Source organism: Burkholderia paludis (assembly GCF_000732615.1).
Lineage (GTDB): Bacteria > Pseudomonadota > Gammaproteobacteria > Burkholderiales > Burkholderiaceae > Burkholderia > Burkholderia paludis.
This window is the reverse complement of the sequence record NZ_JPGL01000023.1, coordinates 16898-36515: the sequence shown is the minus strand read 5'-3', so window position 1 is coordinate 36515 and position 19618 is coordinate 16898. Positions and strand designations below refer to the sequence as shown.

16 protein-coding genes and 1 pseudogene are annotated in these 19618 nt (G+C 69.1%); 8 read left to right on the top strand and 9 right to left on the bottom strand.

All coding sequences use genetic code 11. The features are described from left to right. Window positions 1–27: 27 nt before the first annotated feature. On the top strand, window positions 28–819 hold the full coding sequence (locus GQ56_RS0115735) for an IclR family transcriptional regulator (RefSeq protein WP_031399561.1): 792 nt from the start codon (window positions 28–30) through the stop codon (window positions 817–819). Between the two features lie 208 nt (window positions 820–1027). On the opposite strand, the gene GQ56_RS0115730 is transcribed toward GQ56_RS0115735, so the two are convergent. Next, window positions 1028–1831 carry an EAL domain-containing protein gene (locus tag GQ56_RS0115730; RefSeq protein WP_031399560.1) on the bottom strand — a complete coding sequence of 268 codons (804 nt, stop codon included), beginning with the start codon at window positions 1829–1831 and terminating at the stop codon, window positions 1028–1030. Window positions 1832–2183: 352 nt separating this feature from the next. On the opposite strand from GQ56_RS0115730, the gene GQ56_RS0115725 reads away from it, so the two are divergent. The 4 genes from GQ56_RS0115725 to hmgA are packed head-to-tail and all read left to right on the top strand — an operon-like array spanning window position 2184 to window position 6822. Next, on the top strand, window positions 2184–3845 hold the full coding sequence (locus tag GQ56_RS0115725) for an FAD-dependent oxidoreductase (protein ID WP_031399559.1): 1662 nt from the start codon (window positions 2184–2186) through the stop codon (window positions 3843–3845). A gap of 39 nt (window positions 3846–3884) precedes the next feature. Beyond that, window positions 3885–4115, top strand: coding sequence for a DUF2783 domain-containing protein (locus GQ56_RS0115720; protein ID WP_031399558.1), 231 nt, complete (start codon window positions 3885–3887; stop codon window positions 4113–4115). Continuing rightward, window positions 4112–5467, top strand: coding sequence for an MFS transporter (locus GQ56_RS0115715; protein ID WP_031399557.1), 1356 nt, complete (start codon window positions 4112–4114; stop codon window positions 5465–5467). Before GQ56_RS0115720 ends, GQ56_RS0115715 begins: the two co-directional genes overlap by 4 nt. Window positions 5468–5487: 20 nt before the next feature. After that, on the top strand, window positions 5488–6822 hold the full coding sequence (hmgA, locus tag GQ56_RS0115710) for a homogentisate 1,2-dioxygenase (RefSeq protein ID WP_031399556.1): 1335 nt from the start codon (window positions 5488–5490) through the stop codon (window positions 6820–6822). Here hmgA and GQ56_RS41320 read toward each other — a convergent pair. Next, window positions 6803–7081, bottom strand: a pseudogene (locus GQ56_RS41320) (zinc ribbon domain-containing protein); the annotation flags it as partial. The gene hmgA and the pseudogene GQ56_RS41320 overlap by 20 nt on opposite strands. Before the next feature lie 189 nt (window positions 7082–7270). On the opposite strand from GQ56_RS41320, the gene fahA reads away from it, so the two are divergent. Continuing rightward, the gene (fahA, locus tag GQ56_RS0115700) at window positions 7271–8575 is read left to right on the top strand and encodes a fumarylacetoacetase (protein WP_031399555.1); all 1305 of its coding nucleotides are present in this window, start codon (window positions 7271–7273) and stop codon (window positions 8573–8575) included. Between the two features lie 111 nt (window positions 8576–8686). On the opposite strand, the gene GQ56_RS0115695 is transcribed toward fahA, so the two are convergent. From GQ56_RS0115695 to GQ56_RS0115675, 5 genes are all read right to left on the bottom strand, one after another. Further along, window positions 8687–9847 (bottom strand): MFS transporter, encoded by a 1161-nt coding sequence (locus tag GQ56_RS0115695; protein WP_031399554.1) that lies wholly within the window; start codon window positions 9845–9847, stop codon window positions 8687–8689. A gap of 93 nt (window positions 9848–9940) precedes the next feature. After that, a complete protein-coding gene (locus GQ56_RS0115690) occupies window positions 9941–11110 on the bottom strand; it encodes an MFS transporter (RefSeq protein ID WP_031399553.1) in 1170 nt (389 codons plus the stop codon). A 236-nt stretch (window positions 11111–11346) separates the two neighbouring features. Next, a complete protein-coding gene (bluB, locus tag GQ56_RS0115685) occupies window positions 11347–12177 on the bottom strand; it encodes a 5,6-dimethylbenzimidazole synthase (RefSeq protein ID WP_235212702.1) in 831 nt (276 codons plus the stop codon). A gap of 126 nt (window positions 12178–12303) precedes the next feature. Next, the gene (locus tag GQ56_RS0115680; RefSeq protein WP_031399551.1) at window positions 12304–13302 is read right to left on the bottom strand and encodes a 2-hydroxyacid dehydrogenase; all 999 of its coding nucleotides are present in this window, start codon (window positions 13300–13302) and stop codon (window positions 12304–12306) included. Window positions 13303–13332: 30 nt separating this feature from the next. Next, window positions 13333–14316, bottom strand: coding sequence for a LysR family transcriptional regulator (locus tag GQ56_RS0115675; RefSeq protein ID WP_031399550.1), 984 nt, complete (start codon window positions 14314–14316; stop codon window positions 13333–13335). Between the two features lie 741 nt (window positions 14317–15057). Here GQ56_RS0115675 and GQ56_RS0115665 point away from each other — a divergent pair. Further along, complete coding sequence (locus tag GQ56_RS0115665) at window positions 15058–16269, top strand: pyridoxal-phosphate-dependent aminotransferase family protein (protein WP_031399549.1); 1212 nt, start codon at window positions 15058–15060, stop codon at window positions 16267–16269. Window positions 16270–16287: 18 nt separating this feature from the next. On the opposite strand, the gene GQ56_RS0115660 is transcribed toward GQ56_RS0115665, so the two are convergent. Next, window positions 16288–17223: an AraC family transcriptional regulator gene (locus tag GQ56_RS0115660; protein WP_031399548.1), complete on the bottom strand. Its 936-nt coding sequence runs from the start codon at window positions 17221–17223 to the stop codon at window positions 16288–16290. Between the two features lie 132 nt (window positions 17224–17355). On the opposite strand from GQ56_RS0115660, the gene GQ56_RS0115655 reads away from it, so the two are divergent. Then, window positions 17356–18246 carry a DMT family transporter gene (locus GQ56_RS0115655; protein WP_031399547.1) on the top strand — a complete coding sequence of 297 codons (891 nt, stop codon included), beginning with the start codon at window positions 17356–17358 and terminating at the stop codon, window positions 18244–18246. Window positions 18247–18367: 121 nt separating this feature from the next. Here the strand turns inward: GQ56_RS0115655 and GQ56_RS0115650 are convergent, their stop codons facing one another. After that, complete coding sequence (locus GQ56_RS0115650) at window positions 18368–19582, bottom strand: MFS transporter (RefSeq protein ID WP_031399546.1); 1215 nt, start codon at window positions 19580–19582, stop codon at window positions 18368–18370. Window positions 19583–19618: the final 36 nt, after the last annotated feature.

Here is a 19618-nt window from a genome sequence, read left to right as displayed (position 1 = left end):
TGCAAATCGAACCCAGTGTAGCATCAGATGACACTTTCAACCATCGACGAAACCACGATCGACGAACGCAAGTTCGTCGTCGCGCTCGCACGCGGGCTGGACCTGCTGCGCGCGTTCCGGCCCGGCGAGACGATGCTCGGCAATCGCGACTTCGCGGAGCGTACGGGGTTGCCGAAGGCGACCGTCAACCGGCTCGCCTACACGCTGACCGTGCTCGGCTACCTGCGCTACGACGAGATGCTCGGAAAGTATGCGCTCGACGCCGGCGTGCTTTCGCTCGGCTACGCGCTGCTGTCCGGCTCGGGAACGCTCGACCTCGCGCGGCCGCACATGCAGGCGCTCGCGCGCGAGATCGGCGCGGCCGTGTCGCTCGGCTGCCGCGACGGGCTCGACATGATCTATCTGGAGACGATCCGCAGCGAGACCGCGCTGACGCTCGGGCTTGCGCCCGGTTCGCGGCTGTCGATGCTGACGAGTTCGATGGGGCGCGCTTACCTGGCCGTCCAGCCGGAAGACTTACGCCTGGCGCTCTACGCCGAATTGCACCGCGCGGCTGGCGGCGCGGCGGACGCCGATGCGCTCGTCGACGCCGCGCGGCAGGCGGTGGCCGAATTCCCGGCGGGCGGCTGCTGCTATTCGTTCCGCGCGTGGCACATGGACGTGAACGCGGCGGCCGTGCCGTTTCGCGAGCCGCGCGAGGGGCGCTGGCTGATCCTGAGCTGCAGCGGCCCCGCATCGTCGATGGACGAAGCGGTCTTCCGTACGCAGGTCGGGCCGAAGCTGAAGGCGCTCGCGCAGCGGCTCGGGCAGACGGCCTGAGCCCTACCGCACGCGGTAACCGTTCCGTCGCTGATGCCGGCGATAGCGAACGGCGCTGCCGCTGTTCCTGAACATTGCGCCGCCCGTCGGCGCCTGGCGCCGAGCGCGCCTTCTCGTCACGCGGCCCGCTCCCGAAAAGCCGCACGGCGTCCGATGCCTGCACCCGGCGGCGCGGCACAAGTCGTGCGCGCGCGCCGTTTCCCTCCGTTCAGGCCGTCACGACCTTCGCGAACACCGGCCCCTGCATGAAACGCACGTCGTACTGACGCAGCAACTCGCACTGCGTCTCGTCGACCACGCCGTCGAAGATCAGCGGAATGCGCACGCGCTGCGCATAGGCGACGAGCGCCTTGACCATCCCGTCGCGCAACGCGATGCCCGCATCCATCTTGATGTAGTCGGGGCGCGCCATGTCCGATTCGACCGCGAGGATGCGGCCCGGATCGGGCAGCTTGTCCGCGACCTTGAAGCCGTGATGCTGGTAGCTGCGCGTCAGGTAGCCGAGGAAGGTCTTGTGCGCGACCGCGACGGCCGGCAGCTCGATCACGATCCGCTCGGTCGGCAGCCCGAAACGCTGCAGCACCGACGAGAAATGCTTGCCGTGGTCGTATTTCACGCTCTTGAGCAGCCGTTCGTGTACGCGCAGGAACAGCAACCCGTGGCGCTGCGCGCCGAAGAAGTTGATCGCGTGCAGCGCGCGCGACAGACGGTCGATCGCGACGAGCGTCTGGTCGTCGACGGCCGAGTCGACCGGGTCGTGCGGGGTGCCCGTGACCAGCGTGACGGCCTGGAAGCCGAGCTCGTCGCCGTAGCGCTCGATCGCGTCGGCGAACGACGTCGATTGCGGCGCGCCGGGCATCGTCACGTCGTAGATCGGTTCGTAGGCGCTGCCGAGCGTGCGCTCCGGCAGATTCGCGCTCGCGGTGCCGCCTTCGGCGAGCGCGAGGTGATCCCGCAGATACGGCAGTTGCCCGGCACGGGCGACCAGCTCGGGAATGGTGGGCGGAATCATCGGCGTAAGAAGGAAAAACGGCGGCCGAACGGGCCGCCTCGTAGTTCGATATTAGCAGCGCGCGCCACGCTCGGCTTGGCGTTTCGCTCATATGGTTATCCCGTTTCCCGGCCGTCGCCTAGGGTTTACGTCGATTTCACTATTCGTAATTGGTTTTACTATTCGTAAATCCAGAGTTTGTCGCCGATCAAGAAATGCGGCGTTCGGGCGCCGTGCGACGGCGCCGTTCACGAATCAACAGGAAGCGAGGAGCGAGACGTGGCGGTTGACAGGAAAGGCGGACAGGCGCGCCGGCGGGCGACGGGCGGGATGACGGGCGCGCCGGCGAGCGCACGGCGGGGTTGAGGAGCGGATGGCGACCATGAGCATCGATTACCAGACGCTGAAGTTCGAGTACCGCCCGAGCGCGCAGGACGCGACCGTTCACCCGGTGGTGGTGGTCGGCGCGGGCCCGGTGGGCCTGTCGGCCGCGATCGACCTCGCGCAGCAGGGCGTGCCGGTCGTGCTGCTCGACGACGACGACACGCTGTCGACCGGCTCGCGCGCGATCTGCTTCGCGAAGCGCACGCTCGAGATCTTCGACCGGCTCGGCTGCGGCGAGCGTTTCGTCGACAAGGGCGTGAGCTGGCACGTCGGGAAGGTGTTCCTGCAGGACGAGCAGCTCTACGCGTTCGACCTGCTGCCCGAGGAGGGCCACGCGCGCCCCGCGTTCATCAACCTGCAGCAGTACTACGTCGAAGGCTATCTGGCCGAGCGCGCGTTCGAGCTGCCGAACATCGACATCCGCTGGAAGCACAAGGTGACGGGCGTCGAGCAGGCGGCCGGGCACGCGGTGCTGACGATCGAGACGCCGGATGGCGCGGCGACGCTGCGCGCGCGGTACGTGATCGCGGCCGACGGGTCGCGCAGCCCGATGCGCACGATGATGGGCCTCGAAAGCCAGGGCCGCACGTTCAAGGATCGCTTCCTGATCGCCGACGTGAAGATGAAGGCGGAGTTTCCGACGGAGCGCTGGTTCTGGTTCGATCCGCCGTTCCACCGCAACCAGTCGGTGCTGCTGCACCGCCAGCCCGACAACGTGTGGCGCATCGACTTCCAGCTCGGCTGGGACGCCGACCCGGTCGCCGAGAAGCAGCCGGAGCGCGTGATCCCGCGCGTGCGTGCGCTGCTCGGGCCGGATGTCGAGTTCGAACTCGAATGGGTGAGCGTCTACACGTTTCGCTGCCAGCGGATGGAGACGTTCCGGCACGGCCGCGTGCTGTTCGCGGGCGATTCCGCGCACGGCGTGTCGCCGTTCGGTGCGCGCGGCGCGAACAGCGGCGTGCAGGACGCCGACAACCTCGCCTGGAAACTGAAGCTCGTGCTCGACGGCAGCGCGGCCGACAGCCTGCTCGACACGTATGCCAGCGAGCGCGAGTTCGCGGCGGACGAGAACATCCGCAACTCGACGCGCTCGACCGACTTCATCACGCCGAAGAGCCCGGTGTCGCGCGTGTTCCGGGACGCGGCGCTGAAGCTTGCGCGCGACTGCGAGTTCGCGCGCAAGCTCGTGAACAGCGGCCGCCTGTCGGTGCCGGCGGTACTGGCCGATTCTCCGCTGAACACGCCGGATCGCGGCGGCGACGCCTTCACGGGCGCGATGCGGCCGGGCGCCGCGGCGGCCGATGCGCCGGTGCGCGCGCAGGGCGTGTCGGGCTGGCTGCTGCAGCATCTGAGCGGCGGCTTCACCGGCATGCTGTTCGGGTTGCCGGGCGACGCGGCCGCACTCGCGCGGGCGGTCGAAGGCCTTGCGCTGCCGGTGCGGCCGGTGCTCGTCGTGCCGGCCGGGCACGCGCGGCCGGTGGCCGGCGTCGACGTCGTGGAGGACGTCGACGGCCTCGCGGCGCAACGCTACGACGCGCAGCCCGGCACGTTCTACCTGTTGCGCCCCGACCAGCACGTCTGCGCCCGCACGCGCACGCTCGACCGTCAGGCGCTTGCCGACGCGCTGGCGCGCGCGACCGGCGCACGCTGAACCCGCATTTGCCACGACAACGACACCGGAGACTCCGTCATGCCCCCCCTCGATACCCGTCCGCGCCTGGCCGATCCGGACGCGTTCTACGAAGCGCTGATCGACATGCATCGCGACCTGTCCGACAGCGACAGCCAGCTCGTCAACGCGAAGCTGATCCTGCTGCTCGCGAACCAGATCGGCGACGCCGACGTGCTGCGTGAAGCGATGGCGCTCGCGCGGCAGGGCGTGACGCCGCCCGTGCACCCGGTCGCCGAGGCCGTGCAATGAGCGCGGCGCCGACCCATGCGCGCGTGCTCGAAGTCGAGGGCGTGATCGACGAGACCCGTCGCCCGGGCTTTCACTGGATGCTGCTGGTGCTGTGCGGGCTGTGCCTCGTGATCGACGGTTTCGATGCGCAGGCGATGGGCTATGTCGCGCCGAGCGTGATCGCCGAATGGGGCGTGCCGAAACAGGCGCTCGGCCCGGTGTTCAGCGCGAGCCTGTTCGGGATGCTGCTCGGCGCGCTCGGGCTGTCGGTGCTGGCCGACCGGATCGGTCGGCGCCCGGTGCTGATCGGCTCGACGCTGTTCTTCGCGGTGACGATGCTCGCGACGCCGTTCGCGGGCTCGATTCCCGCGCTGATGGCGCTGCGCTTCGTCACGGGCCTCGGCCTCGGCTGCATCATGCCGAACGCGATGGCGCTCGTCGGCGAGTTCAGCCCGGCCGCGCATCGCGTGAAGCGGATGATGTTCGTGTCGTGCGGCTTCACGCTCGGCGCCGCGCTTGGCGGTTTCATCAGCGCCGCGCTGATTCCGGCGCTCGGCTGGGGTTCGGTGTTCTTCGTGGGCGGCGCGGTGCCGCTCGTGCTCGCGATCGCGATGGCCGCGCGGCTGCCCGAGTCGCTGCAGTTCCTGGTGCTGCAAGGGCGCGTCGCGCAGGCGCGCGACTGGCTCGCGCGCTTTGCGCCGCAAGCCGGCATCGATGCGGACACGCGGCTCGTCGTGCGCGAGCGTGCCGCGACCGGCGCGCCGGTCGCCGAGCTGTTCAGCCACGGCCGCCTGCCGGTCACGCTGCTGCTGTGGGCGATCAGCTTCATGAACCTGATCGATCTGTACTTCCTGTCGAACTGGCTGCCGACCGTGATGCGCGACGCCGGCTATTCGCAGGGCACGGCCGTGATGGTCGGCACGGTGCTGCAGACGGGCGGCGTGATCGGCACGCTGTCGCTCGGCTGGTTCATCGAACGTTACGGCTTCGTGCGCGTGCTGTTCGCGTGCTTCGCGTGCGCGGCCGTGTCGGTGGGGCTGATCGGCTCGCTCGCGCATGCGCTGCCGTGGCTGCTGGTGGTCGTGTTCGCGGGCGGCTTCTGCGTGGTCGGCGGGCAGCCGGCGGTCAACGCGCTCGCGGGCCAGTATTACCCGACGTCGCTGCGCTCGACGGGCATCGGCTGGAGCCTCGGCATCGGCCGGATCGGCTCGGTGCTCGGGCCGCTCGTCGGCGGACAACTGATTGCGCTCAACTGGTCGAACGGTGCGCTGTTCCATGCGGCCGCCGTGCCCGTGCTGTGCTCGGCGCTGTTCGTCCTCGGCCTGGCGGGCGTGACCCGGCGTGGCGGCGCGCAGGCGCCGAACGCCGCCTGAATTGATGGAGAAAGGAAACGATGACGCTTGACCTGTCGAAACCGGCGACCGCCGGCTACCTGAGCGGATTCGCGAACGAATTCGCGACCGAGGCGCTGCCCGGCGCGCTGCCGCACGGCCGCAACTCGCCGCAGCGCGCACCGTACGGGCTGTATGCGGAGCAGCTGTCGGGCACCGCGTTTACCGCGCCGCGCGGCCACAACCGCCGCTCGTGGCTGTACCGCATCCGGCCGGCGGCCGTGCACCGGCCGTTCGAGCCGTATGCCGGCCCGCAGCGGCTCGTGTCGGAATTCGCCGACTCGACCGATGTGCCGCCGACGCCGCCGAACCAGCTGCGCTGGGATCCGTTGCCGATGCCGGTCGAGCCGACCGATTTCGTCGACGGGATGGTGACGATGGCCGGCAACGGTTCGGCCGCCGCGATGAACGGCTGCGCGATCCACCTGTACGCGGCGAATCGCTCGATGCGGGACCGCTTCTTCTACAGCGCGGACGGCGAACTGCTGATCGTGCCGCAGCAGGGGCGGCTGTTCATTGCGACCGAATTCGGCCGGCTCGACGTCGAGCCGTTCGAGATCGCGGTGATCCCGCGCGGCGTGCGTTTCTCCGTCGCGCTGCCGGACGGCGATGCGCGCGGCTACCTCTGCGAGAACTTCGGTGCGCTGCTGCGCCTGCCGGATCTCGGCCCGATCGGCTCGAACGGTCTCGCGAACCCGCGCGACTTCCTGACGCCGCAGGCCGCGTACGAAGATCGCGAGGGCGCGTTCGAGCTGATCGCGAAGCTGAACGGCCGCCTGTGGCGCGCGGACATCGGCCATTCGCCGCTCGACGTCGTCGCGTGGCACGGCAACTACGCGCCGTACAAGTACGACCTGCGCCTGTTCAACACGATCGGCTCGATCAGCTACGACCATCCCGATCCGTCGATCTTCCTCGTCCTGCAGTCGCAGAGCGATTCGCCGGGCGTCGACACGATCGATTTCGTGATCTTCCCGCCGCGCTGGCTGGCGGCCGAGGATACGTTCCGCCCGCCGTGGTTCCACCGCAACGTCGCGAGCGAATTCATGGGGCTCGTGCACGGCGCGTACGACGCGAAGGCCGAAGGCTTCGTGCCGGGCGGCGCGAGCCTGCACAACTGCATGTCGGGCCACGGGCCCGACGCGGACACGTTCGAGAAGGCGTCCGCGAGCGACACGACGAAGCCGCACAAGGTCGACGCGACGATGGCGTTCATGTTCGAGACCCGCACGCTGATCCGGCCGACGCGCTACGCGCTCGACACCGCGCAACTGCAGGCGGACTACTTCGAATGCTGGCAAGGCATCAGGAAGCACTTCAATCCGGAGCAACGTTGACGTCTCCGCCTCCCTGACGGGGGGCGATTCCCACGGCTGGCGATGCACGTCCGCACCGGAGAATGTTCAACGCAGCGTCGGTATCGCGATCATGCACGACACCACGGCCATTGCAGCACCACGCGCTCGTTCGCAATCCCGCGATACCTTTCGGCCGCGTCGTGCCGTCGTTCGACCGGTGCGACGAACAGGACCGGGTAGAACCGCTTTCGCCGGCTTCCTCGAACGGGGTTCCGTGCGCGATCGCGTTGTAACGGAGCGGGTGAGCGCGTGTCGTTGCAGACGTACTTCACCGCACGGCTCTGCGCGTCAAGCAGTCCGTCGGACGACTTCACCCGGTAGCGACAGACGAGCATCGTACCGGCCAACTTAACGATGAAATGCGGCTGTCAAACAGCGGCATTCCCTTCCACCTCGCCGTCAAAGGCGGGGTTACTCGGAGTATTTGATGAGCGATACCCAAGACTGGCGCGCGACGCTCGACCCGGCCCGCAAGAGCTGGGTCGAGTCGGCGAACGATCCCGCCTGCGATTTCCCGATCCAGAACCTGCCGTTCGGCATCTTCAGCGATGCGACGCACGCGGCGCGCCGCGCGGGCGTGGCGCTCGGCGACCAGATCGTCGATCTGGCGGCGCTCGCGCGCGCGGGCCTCGTGACGCTGCCGGCCGGCGCCGATGCATTCGCCGCGCCGACGCTGAACCCATTCATCGCGCTGGGCCGCGATGCGTGGCGCAGCGTGCGCGTGCAACTGTCGGACCTGTTCTCGCGCGACGACGCACGGCTGCGCGACGATGCGGCGCTGCGCGCGCAGGTGCTGGTCGCGCAGCGCGACGCGACGCTGCATCTGCCGGTCGAGATTCCCGGCTACACCGATTTCTATTCGTCGAAGGAGCACGCGACCAACGTCGGCTCGATGTTCCGCGATCCGAAGAACGCGCTGCTGCCGAACTGGTCGGAGATGCCGATCGGCTATAACGGCCGCGCGTCGTCGGTGGTCGTGAGCGGCACGCCGGTGCGGCGCCCGAACGGGCAACTGAAGCTGCCCGACCAGGAGCGGCCGGTGTTCGGCGCGTGCCGCAAGCTCGACATCGAACTCGAGACGGGCTTCATCGTCGGCCGCGGCAACGCGCTCGGCGAGCCGATCGCGTGCGAGGACGCCGAGGCGCATATCTTCGGGATGGTGCTGCTGAACGACTGGAGCGCGCGCGACATCCAGCAGTGGGAATACGTGCCGCTCGGCCCGTTCAACGCGAAGACCTTCGCGACGACGATCTCGCCGTGGATCGTCACGCTCGACGCGCTCGAACCGTTCCGCACCGCGCAGCCCGAGCAGTCGCCGCAGCCGCTCGCGTACCTGCAGCACGCGGGCCGGCACGGGTTCGACATCGCGCTCGAAGTGACGCTGCGTGCCGAAGGCGCGGCCGAGGCGACGTCGATCAGCCGCACGAACTTCAAGCACATGTACTGGACCATGGCGCAGCAGCTCGCGCATCACACGGTCTCGGGCTGCAACACGCGGGTGGGCGACCTGATGGGTTCGGGCACGATCAGCGGGCCGACGAAGGATTCGTTCGGCAGCCTGCTCGAACTGACGTGGAACGGCAAGGAGCCGGTTGCGCTGACCGGCGGCGGCAGCCGCGCGTTCATCGAGGACGGCGACGAGCTTGCGCTCGCCGGATGGTGCCAGGGCGACGGCTATCGTGTCGGCTTCGGCACGTGCGTCGGCAAGATCCTGCCGGCGTTGAACGCGTAACGCGCCGCGCAGCACGCTGGTGAGCATGACGGCCCGCATCGCGCGGGCCGTCGTCATTTGTGCGGAGCGATCGGCATGAGGGTGACCGGGCGGCGCGCGTTCGCGCCGTCGTCACACCGCGCGCTGCAACGCGGCGCGCCGCTCCCACAGCGCGGCCGCGACGAATGCCGCGACGCAGGCGATCAGCACGCCGACCAGCGCGTGGCTGCCCAGTTGCTCCATCAGCGCGCCGGCGACCAGCGGGCCGCCGAAGCTCGCGGCGCTCCACGAGGCCGACACGAGCGAACTCGCGGTGACGAGCGCCGCCCCGCGGAAGCGTTCGCCGCACGCGACGAGCGACAGCGTGTAGATGCTGCCGGCCGCCGCGCCGAGCACGAACAGCAGGGGCCAGCACAGCCACGGGTTCGCGATCACGAACGGCAGCAGCGGCAGGCCGGCCAGCACGATCCAGCCGGCGCCGAGGTGCACGCGTTCGCGGCCGAGCTTGTCCGCGAGCCAGCCGATCGGGAACTGCATCGCGGTGTCGCCGAACAGCATGATCGACGCGAGCAGCACGGCCGTGGCGCTCGCGACGCCGTGATCCATCGCGTAGAGCGGCAGCAGCGACAGCGCGAGCGTGTCGAACAGCGCGAAGAAGCCGGTGCCGATGATCAGCGCGGGCATGCGCGGCAGCACGTCGAGCCAGCGGTCGTGCGCCTCGTGATGCGCGTCGTCGCCGGCGAGCGGCGCGCGCCGGATCGTCGCGAGCGTCGGCAGCGCGAGCAGGAACAGCGCGCCGCACAGCGCGAAGCGGATGTGCGTCGCACCGGCGATCTGGCTCACGAGCACCGGGCCCGCCATCTGGAACAGCGTGAAGTTGGTTGCATAGATCGCGACGACGCGGCCGCGCGTCGAATCGTCGGCGAGCTGGTTGACCCACGCCTCGCCGATCGTGAACAGCAGCATCAGCGCGGCGCCGCACAGCACGCGCAGCGCGCCCCACAGGATCAGGTTCGACGTGAACTGCATCAGCGCGGTGGCCGTCGCGAGCAGCACGACCGACACGACGATCGCGCGGCGCGAGCCGATGTGCCGCGCCAGCGCGGTGACGAACGGGACGATCGCCAGGCCGCCGAGGGCCTGCGCGGCCGTCAGCATGCCGACCACGTTGGTGCCGTGTCCGGCTTCGGTCAGCGCGAGCGCGGTGAGCGGCAGCGTGGCGCCGGTGCCGAGGCCGACGACCGCGACGCTCAGGATCAGCGCGAGGAAATCGCGATTGAGAATGGCTTTCATCGGCCGGGATGCTACACCGTGGACCTTGAAAGGTCCATGAAGGCCATCAGGTTCGCGTGGAGTTGTGCGCGCAACGAATCGACGGCCGTCGCATTACACGTATTCGCTCGGCGCGACCACCGGGCGCCGCTCGAGCGATGCCGACCACAGCGTGAGCGCCAGCGCCGCGACGGCCATCGCGACGCCGACCCACGGCAGGTTCACGAGCGGCACGCCCGAGCCGATCGCCATCCCGCCGAGCCATGCGCCGGTCGCGTTGCCGAGGTTGAACGCGCCCTGGTTCAGCGTCGACGCTAGGTTCGGTGCATCGCTCGCGCGATCGACGATCAGGATCTGCAGCGGCGGCACGATCGCGAACGCGAGGATGCCCCAGACGAAGATCGTCGCGAGTGCGGCGAACGGCGCGTGCATCGTGCCGGCGAACAGCGCGAGGACGAGGCCGATCAGCGCAAGCGTGGCGATCAGCGACGGCATCCGGCGCCAGTCGGCGAGCTTGCCGCCGAGCGTGCCGCCGACCGTCAGCCCGAGGCCGAACAGCAGCAGCACGTAGGTGACCTGGCGCGGCGAGAAGCCCGTCACGTCCTCGAGGATCGGCGTGATGTACGTGAACACGCTGAACAGGCTCGCGGAGGCGAGCACGCTGATGCCGAGCACCATCAGCACCTGCGGGTGTTTCAGCACGCTGAATTCGCGCGTGATGCTGGTGTCGGGCATCGCGAGATGCTTCGGCAGGCACACGGCGAGCGCGGCGGCCGCGGCGATGCCGATGCCGGTGACGGCCCAGAATGTCGCGCGCCAGCCGAACGCCTGGCCGAGCGCGGTGCCGAGCGGCACGCCGAGCACGTTCGCGAGCGTGAGGCCGGTGAACATCAGCGCGATCGCCTGTGCGCGGCGGTTCGGCGCGACGAGGTTGCTCGCGACCACCGAGCCGATTCCGAAGAACGCGCCGTGGCAGAACGCGGTGACGACGCGCGCGGCCATCAGCACCGCATAGTCCGGGGCGATCGCGCAGAGCAGGTTGCCGGCGATGAACAGCCCGATCAGGCCCATCAGCGCGCGCTTGCGCGGCATTTTCGCGGTGACGACCGCGAGGATCGGCGCGCCGATCGTCACGCCGAGCGCATAGCCCGACACGAGCATCCCGGCGGCCGGGATCGACACGCCGAGATCGCGCGCGACATTGGGCAGCAGCCCCATGATCACGAACTCGGTAGTACCGATTCCAAATGCGGCGACGGCGAGGGCGAAAAGAGGCAGGGGCATCGCGGTAGGCTCGGGAAAGGCCGTCGCCCGGGCCGGGCGCAGGATGCGCGGGACGGGCGGACGGTGAAGCGGACGACGGACGACAGCCGCGATTCTACTTCAGTGAAAACCCCTAAGCGCGGGGTCAAAACGGATGTTGCCGGCGTGCGACGCGGCCGCCGCAGCGATGCTCACAGTGTGGGATTCGCCCGGCTATGCGGCCGGAAACCGGCCGCGGGCGGCGGCGGGGGCGGGCGTCAGACGGCGCGTTTCAATGGATCGCTGGCGTTTGCGGTCGATGCGCCTGCACCTGCCGTATCGGCGTCTGCCGGTACGTCGACAAGCGTCGATGGCCCGCTGGCGCTTGCGGTCGATGTACCTGCACCTGCCGTATCGGCATCCGCCGGCGCGTCGGCAGGCGTCGATGGCCCGCCGGCGGCGTCGAGCGCGGCCGGATCGTCCCAGCCGTTCTCGTACAGGCACGCTTCGAGCGGCATGCGCGCGGCCCAGCGCTCCTCCTCGAGCATCGGCTTCGCATAGAACGCGTCGACGTGCCCGATGCACAGCACGGCGATCGGCTTCGCGCCGTCGGGCATGCGCAGCAGCGCGCGCAGCGCATCGACGTCGAACAGCGACACCCAGCCCATCCCGAGCCCTTCGGCGCGGGCTGCGAGCCACATGTTCTGGATCGCGCACGCGGCGGACGCGAGATCCATCTCCGGCAGCGTGCGGCGGCCGAACACGTGGCGCTCGCGGCCGTCCGCGAGCGCGACGACCAGCAGTTCGCCGGATTCGCGCACGCCTTCGACCTTCAGCCGCATGAATTCGTCCTGGCGCTCGCCGAGCGCGTGGGCGGTCGCGCGGCGCTCGGCCTCGACCAGCGCATGGATCGCGGTGCGCAGCGCGGGATCGGTGATGCGGATGAAGCGCCACGGCTGCATGAAGCCGACGCTCGGCGCGTGATGCGCCGCGCGCAGCAACCGCGCGAGCGCGGCCGGATCGACGGGCGCCGGCGTGAAGTGGCGCATGTCGCGCCGTTCGAAAATGGCGCGATAGACGGCGGCGATGTCGGAGTCGTCGAAACGCATGGGCGGCACGGGCAGGGGAGAACGTCGGCGCAACGATATCAGACCGTGCGCGGGCCGCGTTACATCAGTCGAAACAAAGTGCGGAATTGTTGCCTGAATCCGGATAGGGAACCCGGACGCGCCGATTCAGCGGGCCGCGCTCACGACGTTGGCGGGCGTGCCCGCATGCCATGCCTCGATGTTCAGCAGCGTCGTGTGCGCGATCTCGGCCAGCGCCTCGCGCGTGAAGAACGCCTGGTGCGACGTGACGATCACGTTCGGGAACGTCAGCAGGCGCGCGAGCACGTCGTCCTGCAGCGGCAGGTCGGAGTGATCCTCGAAGAACAGCCCGCTTTCCTCTTCGTACACGTCGAGCCCGAGATGGCCGAGCTGGCCGCTCTTGAGCGAGTCGATCAATGCCTGCGCATCGACGAGGCCGCCGCGGCCCGTGTTGATCAGCATCGCGCCGTGCTTCATCTGCGCGAGCGTCCGCTCGTTGATCAAATGGTGCGTCGACGGCAGCAGCGGGCAGTGCAGGCTGACGATGTCGGCGTGGCGCAGCAACTCGTCGAGCCCGACGTAGCGTGCGCCGAACGCGATCAGCTCGTCGTTGTACGGCGGCACCGAGTGCGCGAGCACGTGCATCCCGAAGCCCATCATGATCTTCGCGAACACGCTGCCGATGATGCCGGTGCCGATCACGCCGACGGTCTTGCCGTGCAGGTCGAAGCCGAGCAGGCCGTTCAGCGAGAAGTCGCCTTCGCGGGTGCGCGCGACGGCGCGCGGCAGCCGGCGATTGAGCGCGAGGATCAGCGCGACCGCATGCTCGGCGACCGCGTGCGGCGAATAGGCGGGCACGCGTACGACCGTGATGCCGAGCCGCTCGGCGGCGGCCAGGTCGACGTGATTGAAGCCCGCCGAGCGCAGCGCGATCAGGCGCGTGCCGCCGTCCGCCAGCCGTTCGAGCACGGCCGCGTCGACGGTGTCGTTGACGAACGGACAGACGACGTCGTAGCCGTGCGCGAGGATCGCCGTTTCCGCGTCGAGGTGCGACGGCTGGAAGTGCAGCCGATAGCCGAACTGCCGGTTGGCGGCGGTAAACGAATCGCCGTCGTACTGCCGGCTGCTGAACAGGATCACGCGCACGCTGCACCTCCAATGGCTGACGCGCGCAGTTTACTGCAGGCCCGTGACGATGTCGGCGCGTTCGGGCCCGCGTGACGGCCGGATGAAGCCGTAGTCGGTCCGCTCGCGGGCCGCCGGTGCGCTGAAGTGATCGAGCGCGTGCTCGACGAAGCTGCGCGTGCGGGCCGGCACGTACTGGCGGTTCGGGTAGACGAGCGACAGCTGCGTGTCGGGATCGTCGATCCGGTAGCCGGCCATCAGCCGGACGAGCTTGCCGCTGGCGAGTGCGTCGGCGACGCACGGCTCGGGCAGCACCGCGATGCCGGCGCCGGCCACGGCGGCCGCCTGGACGAGCGCGAGCTGGTTGACCGTGCAGGCCGGGCGCACCGTGACGGAATGCGCGACGCCGTCGTGACCGACCAGTTGCCACGCGGGCGCGTGCTGGTGCGGCGCGAGCGTGACCCAGTCGTGGCCCGGCAGGTCGTCGGGCAGGCGCGGCTCGCCGCGTCGCTCCAGATAGGCGGGCGCCGCGCATGCGACGAACGGGTTCGGCGCGAGTGCGTGGCCGATCAGCGTCGGATTGCCTTCGAGCCGGTTGCCCGTGACGATGCCGACGTCGTAACCCGAATCGAGTACGTCGAGCGGCCCTTCGGCAACGGTCAGTTGCACGCGCAACTCGGGGTAGCGGTGCCGGAAGCTGCTGACGAGCGGCGTCAGCGCAAGCGGCGACAGCAGGCCCGACGCGACGACGCGCAGCGTGCCGGCCGGTTCGCGCACGGCGTGCGCGACGGACGATTCGAGGTGGTCGAATTCCTCGAGCAGCGCACGGCAGCCGTCGAGGTAGCGCACACCGGCCTCGGTAAGCGACAGGTTGCGCGTGGTGCGGTGGATCAGCCGTGTGTTCAGGTGGCCCTCGAGCATCGCGATCGAACGCGTGACGAGTGCATTGGACACGCCGAGATGGTGCGCCGCGCGCCGGAAGCTCTGCTGCTCGGCGACGCAGACGAATACACGCATGGTCTGAATCTGGTTCATGGCTCGCGTATTTCTGGCCCGGTTGATTGATTATGGTAGTGATTTTTCGCCGCGCAACCTCGAAAGCGCATCGCACGGCCCCCAGTTCTCCTTCGTATCGAAAAATCGTTTTTTTCGATTCCGCAGATGATTGTTCAATACAGAAGCGATATCCGTCAACCTGAGAAAAGGGGCGGGTTGCGGAAAATCGAAATAGAAGGTACCGGTTAAACGCGGCGACGCCTCGGGCGCCTGCCGTTCAAAGGCGGCAGGATATTGGGGTGTACGTCGGCGTGACGAATATTTGTTATTTGAATCAATGACTTGATTGGAATTTCATCGGGCTCGCTCCGGTAATGGATGCAATCGATCCCCAATACATGCCGCGATAATAGATGTTTTTAGGCGCATGCGTGCATTGCGTTTTTGGATTCCATGTGGCGATTTTTATCGCGCATCCGGCCTATTTTTTCGATACGCAAGTCGTGCTGAACCGTCGGTATCGGGGAATCACGGCGTTATTGGCGGAGAAAATCGCGCGGATGGAACCGTTTCACTACCGGCCGGGATTGCCTTTCGAATCCCGCGCGCCGGCAGGCAATGCCGCTCGGCCGGCCGGCCCGGTCGGGCGACCGGGCCACCGGCGCGCTGTCCGGTCGCGTGTGCCTCTTGCGCGAGGCCGCGGAACGCGGAATGATCGATCAGTTCGCCAGGCAGCGCGGCGAGCGTCCGTGCACTTCCTTTCTTCACCTCTGACCAGCCATGTCCATCGATTACTCGCCGATTCCCTGTCCCGTCGTCGTGCCGCTCGACGCGATCCTGCCCGAAGAACCGCTGCTGATGATGGGGGCCGGCCCGGTTCCGATCCCGGCCGCCGTGGCGAAGGCGAACGCGGTCGTGATCAACCACCTCGGCGCGACGATGGCGAAGATCATCGAGCAGGTGAAGGAGATGGGGCGCTATGTGTTCCAGACGCGCACGAAGTGGGTGCTCGGTGTCGCGGGCCCCGGTTCGGCCGCGATGGAAATGGCGATCTCGAACCTGGCATGGCGCGGCACGCGCGTGCTGTCGATCCGCAACGGCTTCTTCAGCGCGCGGATGGCCGAGATGGCCACGCGCGTCGGCGCCGAGATCGCGACGCTCGAAGTGGCCGATCGCTCGGTCGCGAGCCTCGACGAGATTGCCGACGCGATTGCCCGCGAACGGCCCGAGATCGTCACGATCGTGCAGGGTGAGACGTCGAACACCGTGTGGAACCGCGACCTGCGCGACATCGCGGCGCTCGCGAAGGCGGCCGGCGCGCTGGTCGTCGTCGATGCGGTGTGCACGCTGTCGACGATGCCGCTCGAGATGGACGCGTGGGGCATCGACGCGGTGATCACCGGCGGCCAGAAGGGGCTGTCGTCGATCCCGGGCGTGTCGCTGATCGCGTTCTCCGATGCCGCGTGGGAGCGCATGAAGCATCGCCCGGAGCCGAACGCGCACTGGTGCCTCGACATGGCGCTCGCGGAGAACTTCTGGCACAACGCGGGCTACCACTACACGGCGCCCGTGTCGGGCGTGCTGGCGCTGCACGAGGCGTTGCGGCTCGTCTGCGCGGAGACGCTCGAAAGCCGCTTCGCCCGCCATCTGCGCTGCTCGCTCGCGCTGCAGGCGGGCGTCGAGTCGATGGGGCTCAAGCTCTATGCGCCGAAGGCGTGCCGTCTCAACTCGGTGGTCGGGATCGAGACGCCGGAAGGGCTTACGCCGGGGATGGTCTGCGGCCATATCTCGAAGCACTACCAGGTCGAGATTTCGGGCTCGTTCGGGTTGCCGATCGTACGGATCGGGCAGATGGGCGAGCAGTGCCGCGAACACAACCTGTTCCGCACGCTGCATGCGTTCGGCCGCACGATGGTCGACCTGAAGGTGCCGATCGACCTGCCGGCCGGCGTCGCGGCGCTCGAGCAGGAACTGTCGCGACGCGGCGCTTAAGCCGCCGGCGGGCCGCGCTCAGCGGCCCTGCATCGCGCGCCGGTAGGTATTCGGCGTCGTGCCGTGCGCATCGCGAAAGCGGTGGCTGAAGTGGCCGGCGTTCGCGTAGCCGCAATCGGCCGCGATCTGCGCGAGCGGCAGCGAGGTCGTGCGCAGCAACTCGCGCGCCCGCGCCAGCCGCTGTTCGGCCACCCACGCGTGCGGCGCGCGGCCGAACGACAGCCGGAACATCCGCGAGAAGTGGTATTCCGACAGCGCGGCGACGTCGGCGAGCTCGCCGAGCGTCAGCGGCTGAGTCAGGTACGTGTCGATGTAGTCGCGCACGCGGCGGCGCACGGCCGGCGCGAGCCCGCCGCGGAACGACGTATCGGTGCGCGTCGTGCTCTGCCCGCGCAGCAGCAGGCTCATCACTTCGTGCGCGGTTTCGTTCACGCGCAGCCGTTCGTCGGCGTCGTCCCAGCCTTCGAGCGCGAGCCCCCGGAGCAGGGCGGCGACGCGCGCATCCTCGAAATAGGTGCGGTCGGCGAGCTTCAGTTCGCGCGGCTCGCGGTCGAGCTCGCGGATCGCGCGCTGCGTGAAGTGCTCGGGCAGGAAATACAGGTGGATGAAGTGCATCTCGCCGCGCACCCACCAGCGCGATTCATGGTCGCCCGGCAGCGCGCACAGCAGGCTCGGCGCGCCGTAGCGCGGCACGCGCTGGCGTTCCGTCCGGTAGCCGCCGTCGAGGTAGCACGACAGCGTGTGGTGGCCCGGCTGATCGTAGATCGTCTCGCTTTCGTCGGTGATGCGCGTCCATTCGGCGATCGCGAGATGGTCGCCGAGCCACGCGAAGCGCTCGAGCGTCGCGTTCGCTTCGGCGAGCGTGCGGCAGACCGACTGCAGGCCGAACGGCAGGTCGCCGCCGGCCAGGGCGGCGGCGCGGTCGACGGGCGGGGCGGAGAGGGAGAAGCTCATGATGCGCCGAGTATAAGCGGGCGCACGGCGGCGCGTGCGGCGGCCCGAAAAAGACCGCAAATCCGGACAATCGGCGCGCACCGGCCGGCGGCATAGTCGAAATCCCGTTTCACCCGATTTCCGGATGTCGCCATGAACCTGTCGCTTTATTTCGTCACCGTGCTGATCTGGGGCACCACCTGGATCGCGATCAAGTGGCAGCTCGGCTCGGTGCCGCCGCCCGTGTCGATCGCGTGGCGCTTCTGGCTCGCGGCCGCCGTGCTGTTCGCGCTGCTGCGCGTGATGCGCCGGCCGGCCCGCCCGCCGCGCGAAGCGTGGCGCTACCTCGTCGCGCAGGGCTTCGCGCTGTTCTGCCTGAACTTCCTGTGTTTCTACTATGCGGAGCAGGTCGTGCCGAGCGGCCTCGTCGCCGTGATCTTCTCGACCGCGCCGCTGCTGAACTCGATCAACGGCCGGTTGTTCATGGGTCGCCCGCTGCGGCCGTCGGCGATCGCCGGCGCGCTGCTCGGCCTGGCCGGCATCGCATGCCTGTTCTGGCAGCAGATGGCCGGCCATCTCGACGACCACGCGACCTGGACGGGGCTTGCGATCGCATTCGCGGGCACGATGTGCTTCTCGGCCGGCAACCTGCTGTCGAGCCGGATGCAGTCGATGGGGCTGCATCCGCTCGCGACCAACGGCTGGGCGATGCTGATCGGTGCGGCGATCCTGACCGTCGGCAGCGCGGCGGCCGGGTTGCCGTTTGCGCCCGACATGAGCCCGCGCTATCTGGGCGCGCTGGTCTATCTGGCCGTACCGGGCTCGGTGATCGGCTTTACCGCCTATCTGACCCTCGTCGGCCGGATCGGGCCGGAGCGCGCGGCGTATTGCACGGTGCTGTTTCCGATCGTCGCGCTGGCCGTGTCGACGGTGTTCGAGGGCTACCAGTGGTCGCCGCTCGCGGTGATCGGGCTGCTGCTCGTGGTGGCCGGCAATCTGGTCGCGTTCGACCTGACGCGCCGGTTGTTGCTGCGGACGGCGTGAGCGCGGCAGCCGGCATGCCGGCCGCAACACAAGAAAAAGCCCGCGCGATGCGGGCTTTTTCTTTGGGCACTTGCCTCGGCGGCCGCTGCGCGACCGGCCGCCGTGCAACGGGCCGGCGCGCTCAGGCGGCCGCGCCGCTTCCCGCCATCCGGGCCTGCCGCTGGTACAGCACCATCGACAGCGCGACGCCCGCCGCCGCCGCGGCGGCCGCGAACAGGAACACCTGCGGATAGCCGAACGCGCCCGCGACATAGCCGGCGAGCGGGCCCGTGATGCCGAGCGACAGGTCGAGGAACACCGAATACGCGGACAGCGCCGCGCCGCGGCTCGCGGGCGGCACGAGCGCGACGGCCTCGACGCCGAGCGCCGGGAAGATCAGCGCGAAGCCGAAGCCCGTCAGCGCGGCGCCGACGAGCGCCACGTGCGGCACGGGCGCGAGCCACAGCAGCACGAGGCCCGCGCACTCGAACGCAAACGACACGATCGCGACGCGGAAACCGCCGTAGGTCTTGATCGTGTTCGCGAACAGCAGGCGCGCGCCGATGAACAGCGTGCCGAACACGGTCAGCGACAGCGCGGCGTTGGGCCAGTGGCGCGCCGCGTAATACAGCGTGACGAAGGTCGCGATCGACCCGAAGCCGGCGGAGCCGAGCGCGAGGCCGAGGCCGTGCGGCAGCACGCGCGTGAACACGCTCGCATACGACATCCGTTCGCCGTGCACGAGCGGCACGGAAGCGATCAGGCGCGCGAGGTAGAAGCCGGCGGCGGCCAGCGCGATCACGATCACGCCGATCAGCGCCGGATTCAGCGTATGCGCGATCGCGACGCCGACCGGCGCGCCGAGCGCGAGCGCGCCGTAGGTCGCGATGCCGTTCCACGAGATCACCTTCGCGTTGTGCGTGACGCCGACCCGCCCGATACCCCACAGGATCGCGCCGGTGCCGCACAGGCTCTCGCCGACGCCGAGCACGAGCCGGCTCCCGACCAGCAGCACGAGGCTCGCGACCGGCCAGTGCGCCAGCAGCAGGGCCACCAGCAGCAGCACGCCCGACACGCCGCAGCCGATCAGCCCGCGCAGCACCGTCTGCTTCGGGCCGAGCGTGTCGGCCAGGCGCCCGGCGAGCGGCCGCGACGCGAGCGTCGCGAAATACTGGACGCTGATCGCGCCGCCCGCGACGATCGCGGAAAAGCCGAGATCGTCGTGGACGAAGCCCGGCAGCACCGCGAGCGGCAGGCCGATGGTCAGGTAGCAGATGAACGTGAAGCAGACGACGGACACGATTTGCAGCGTGACCGCGAACCCGCTGCGCGGCGGTATGGCGGAATCGGTGGACATGGGGTCGGAACGAATGGGTGAAACGTGACGGAACGG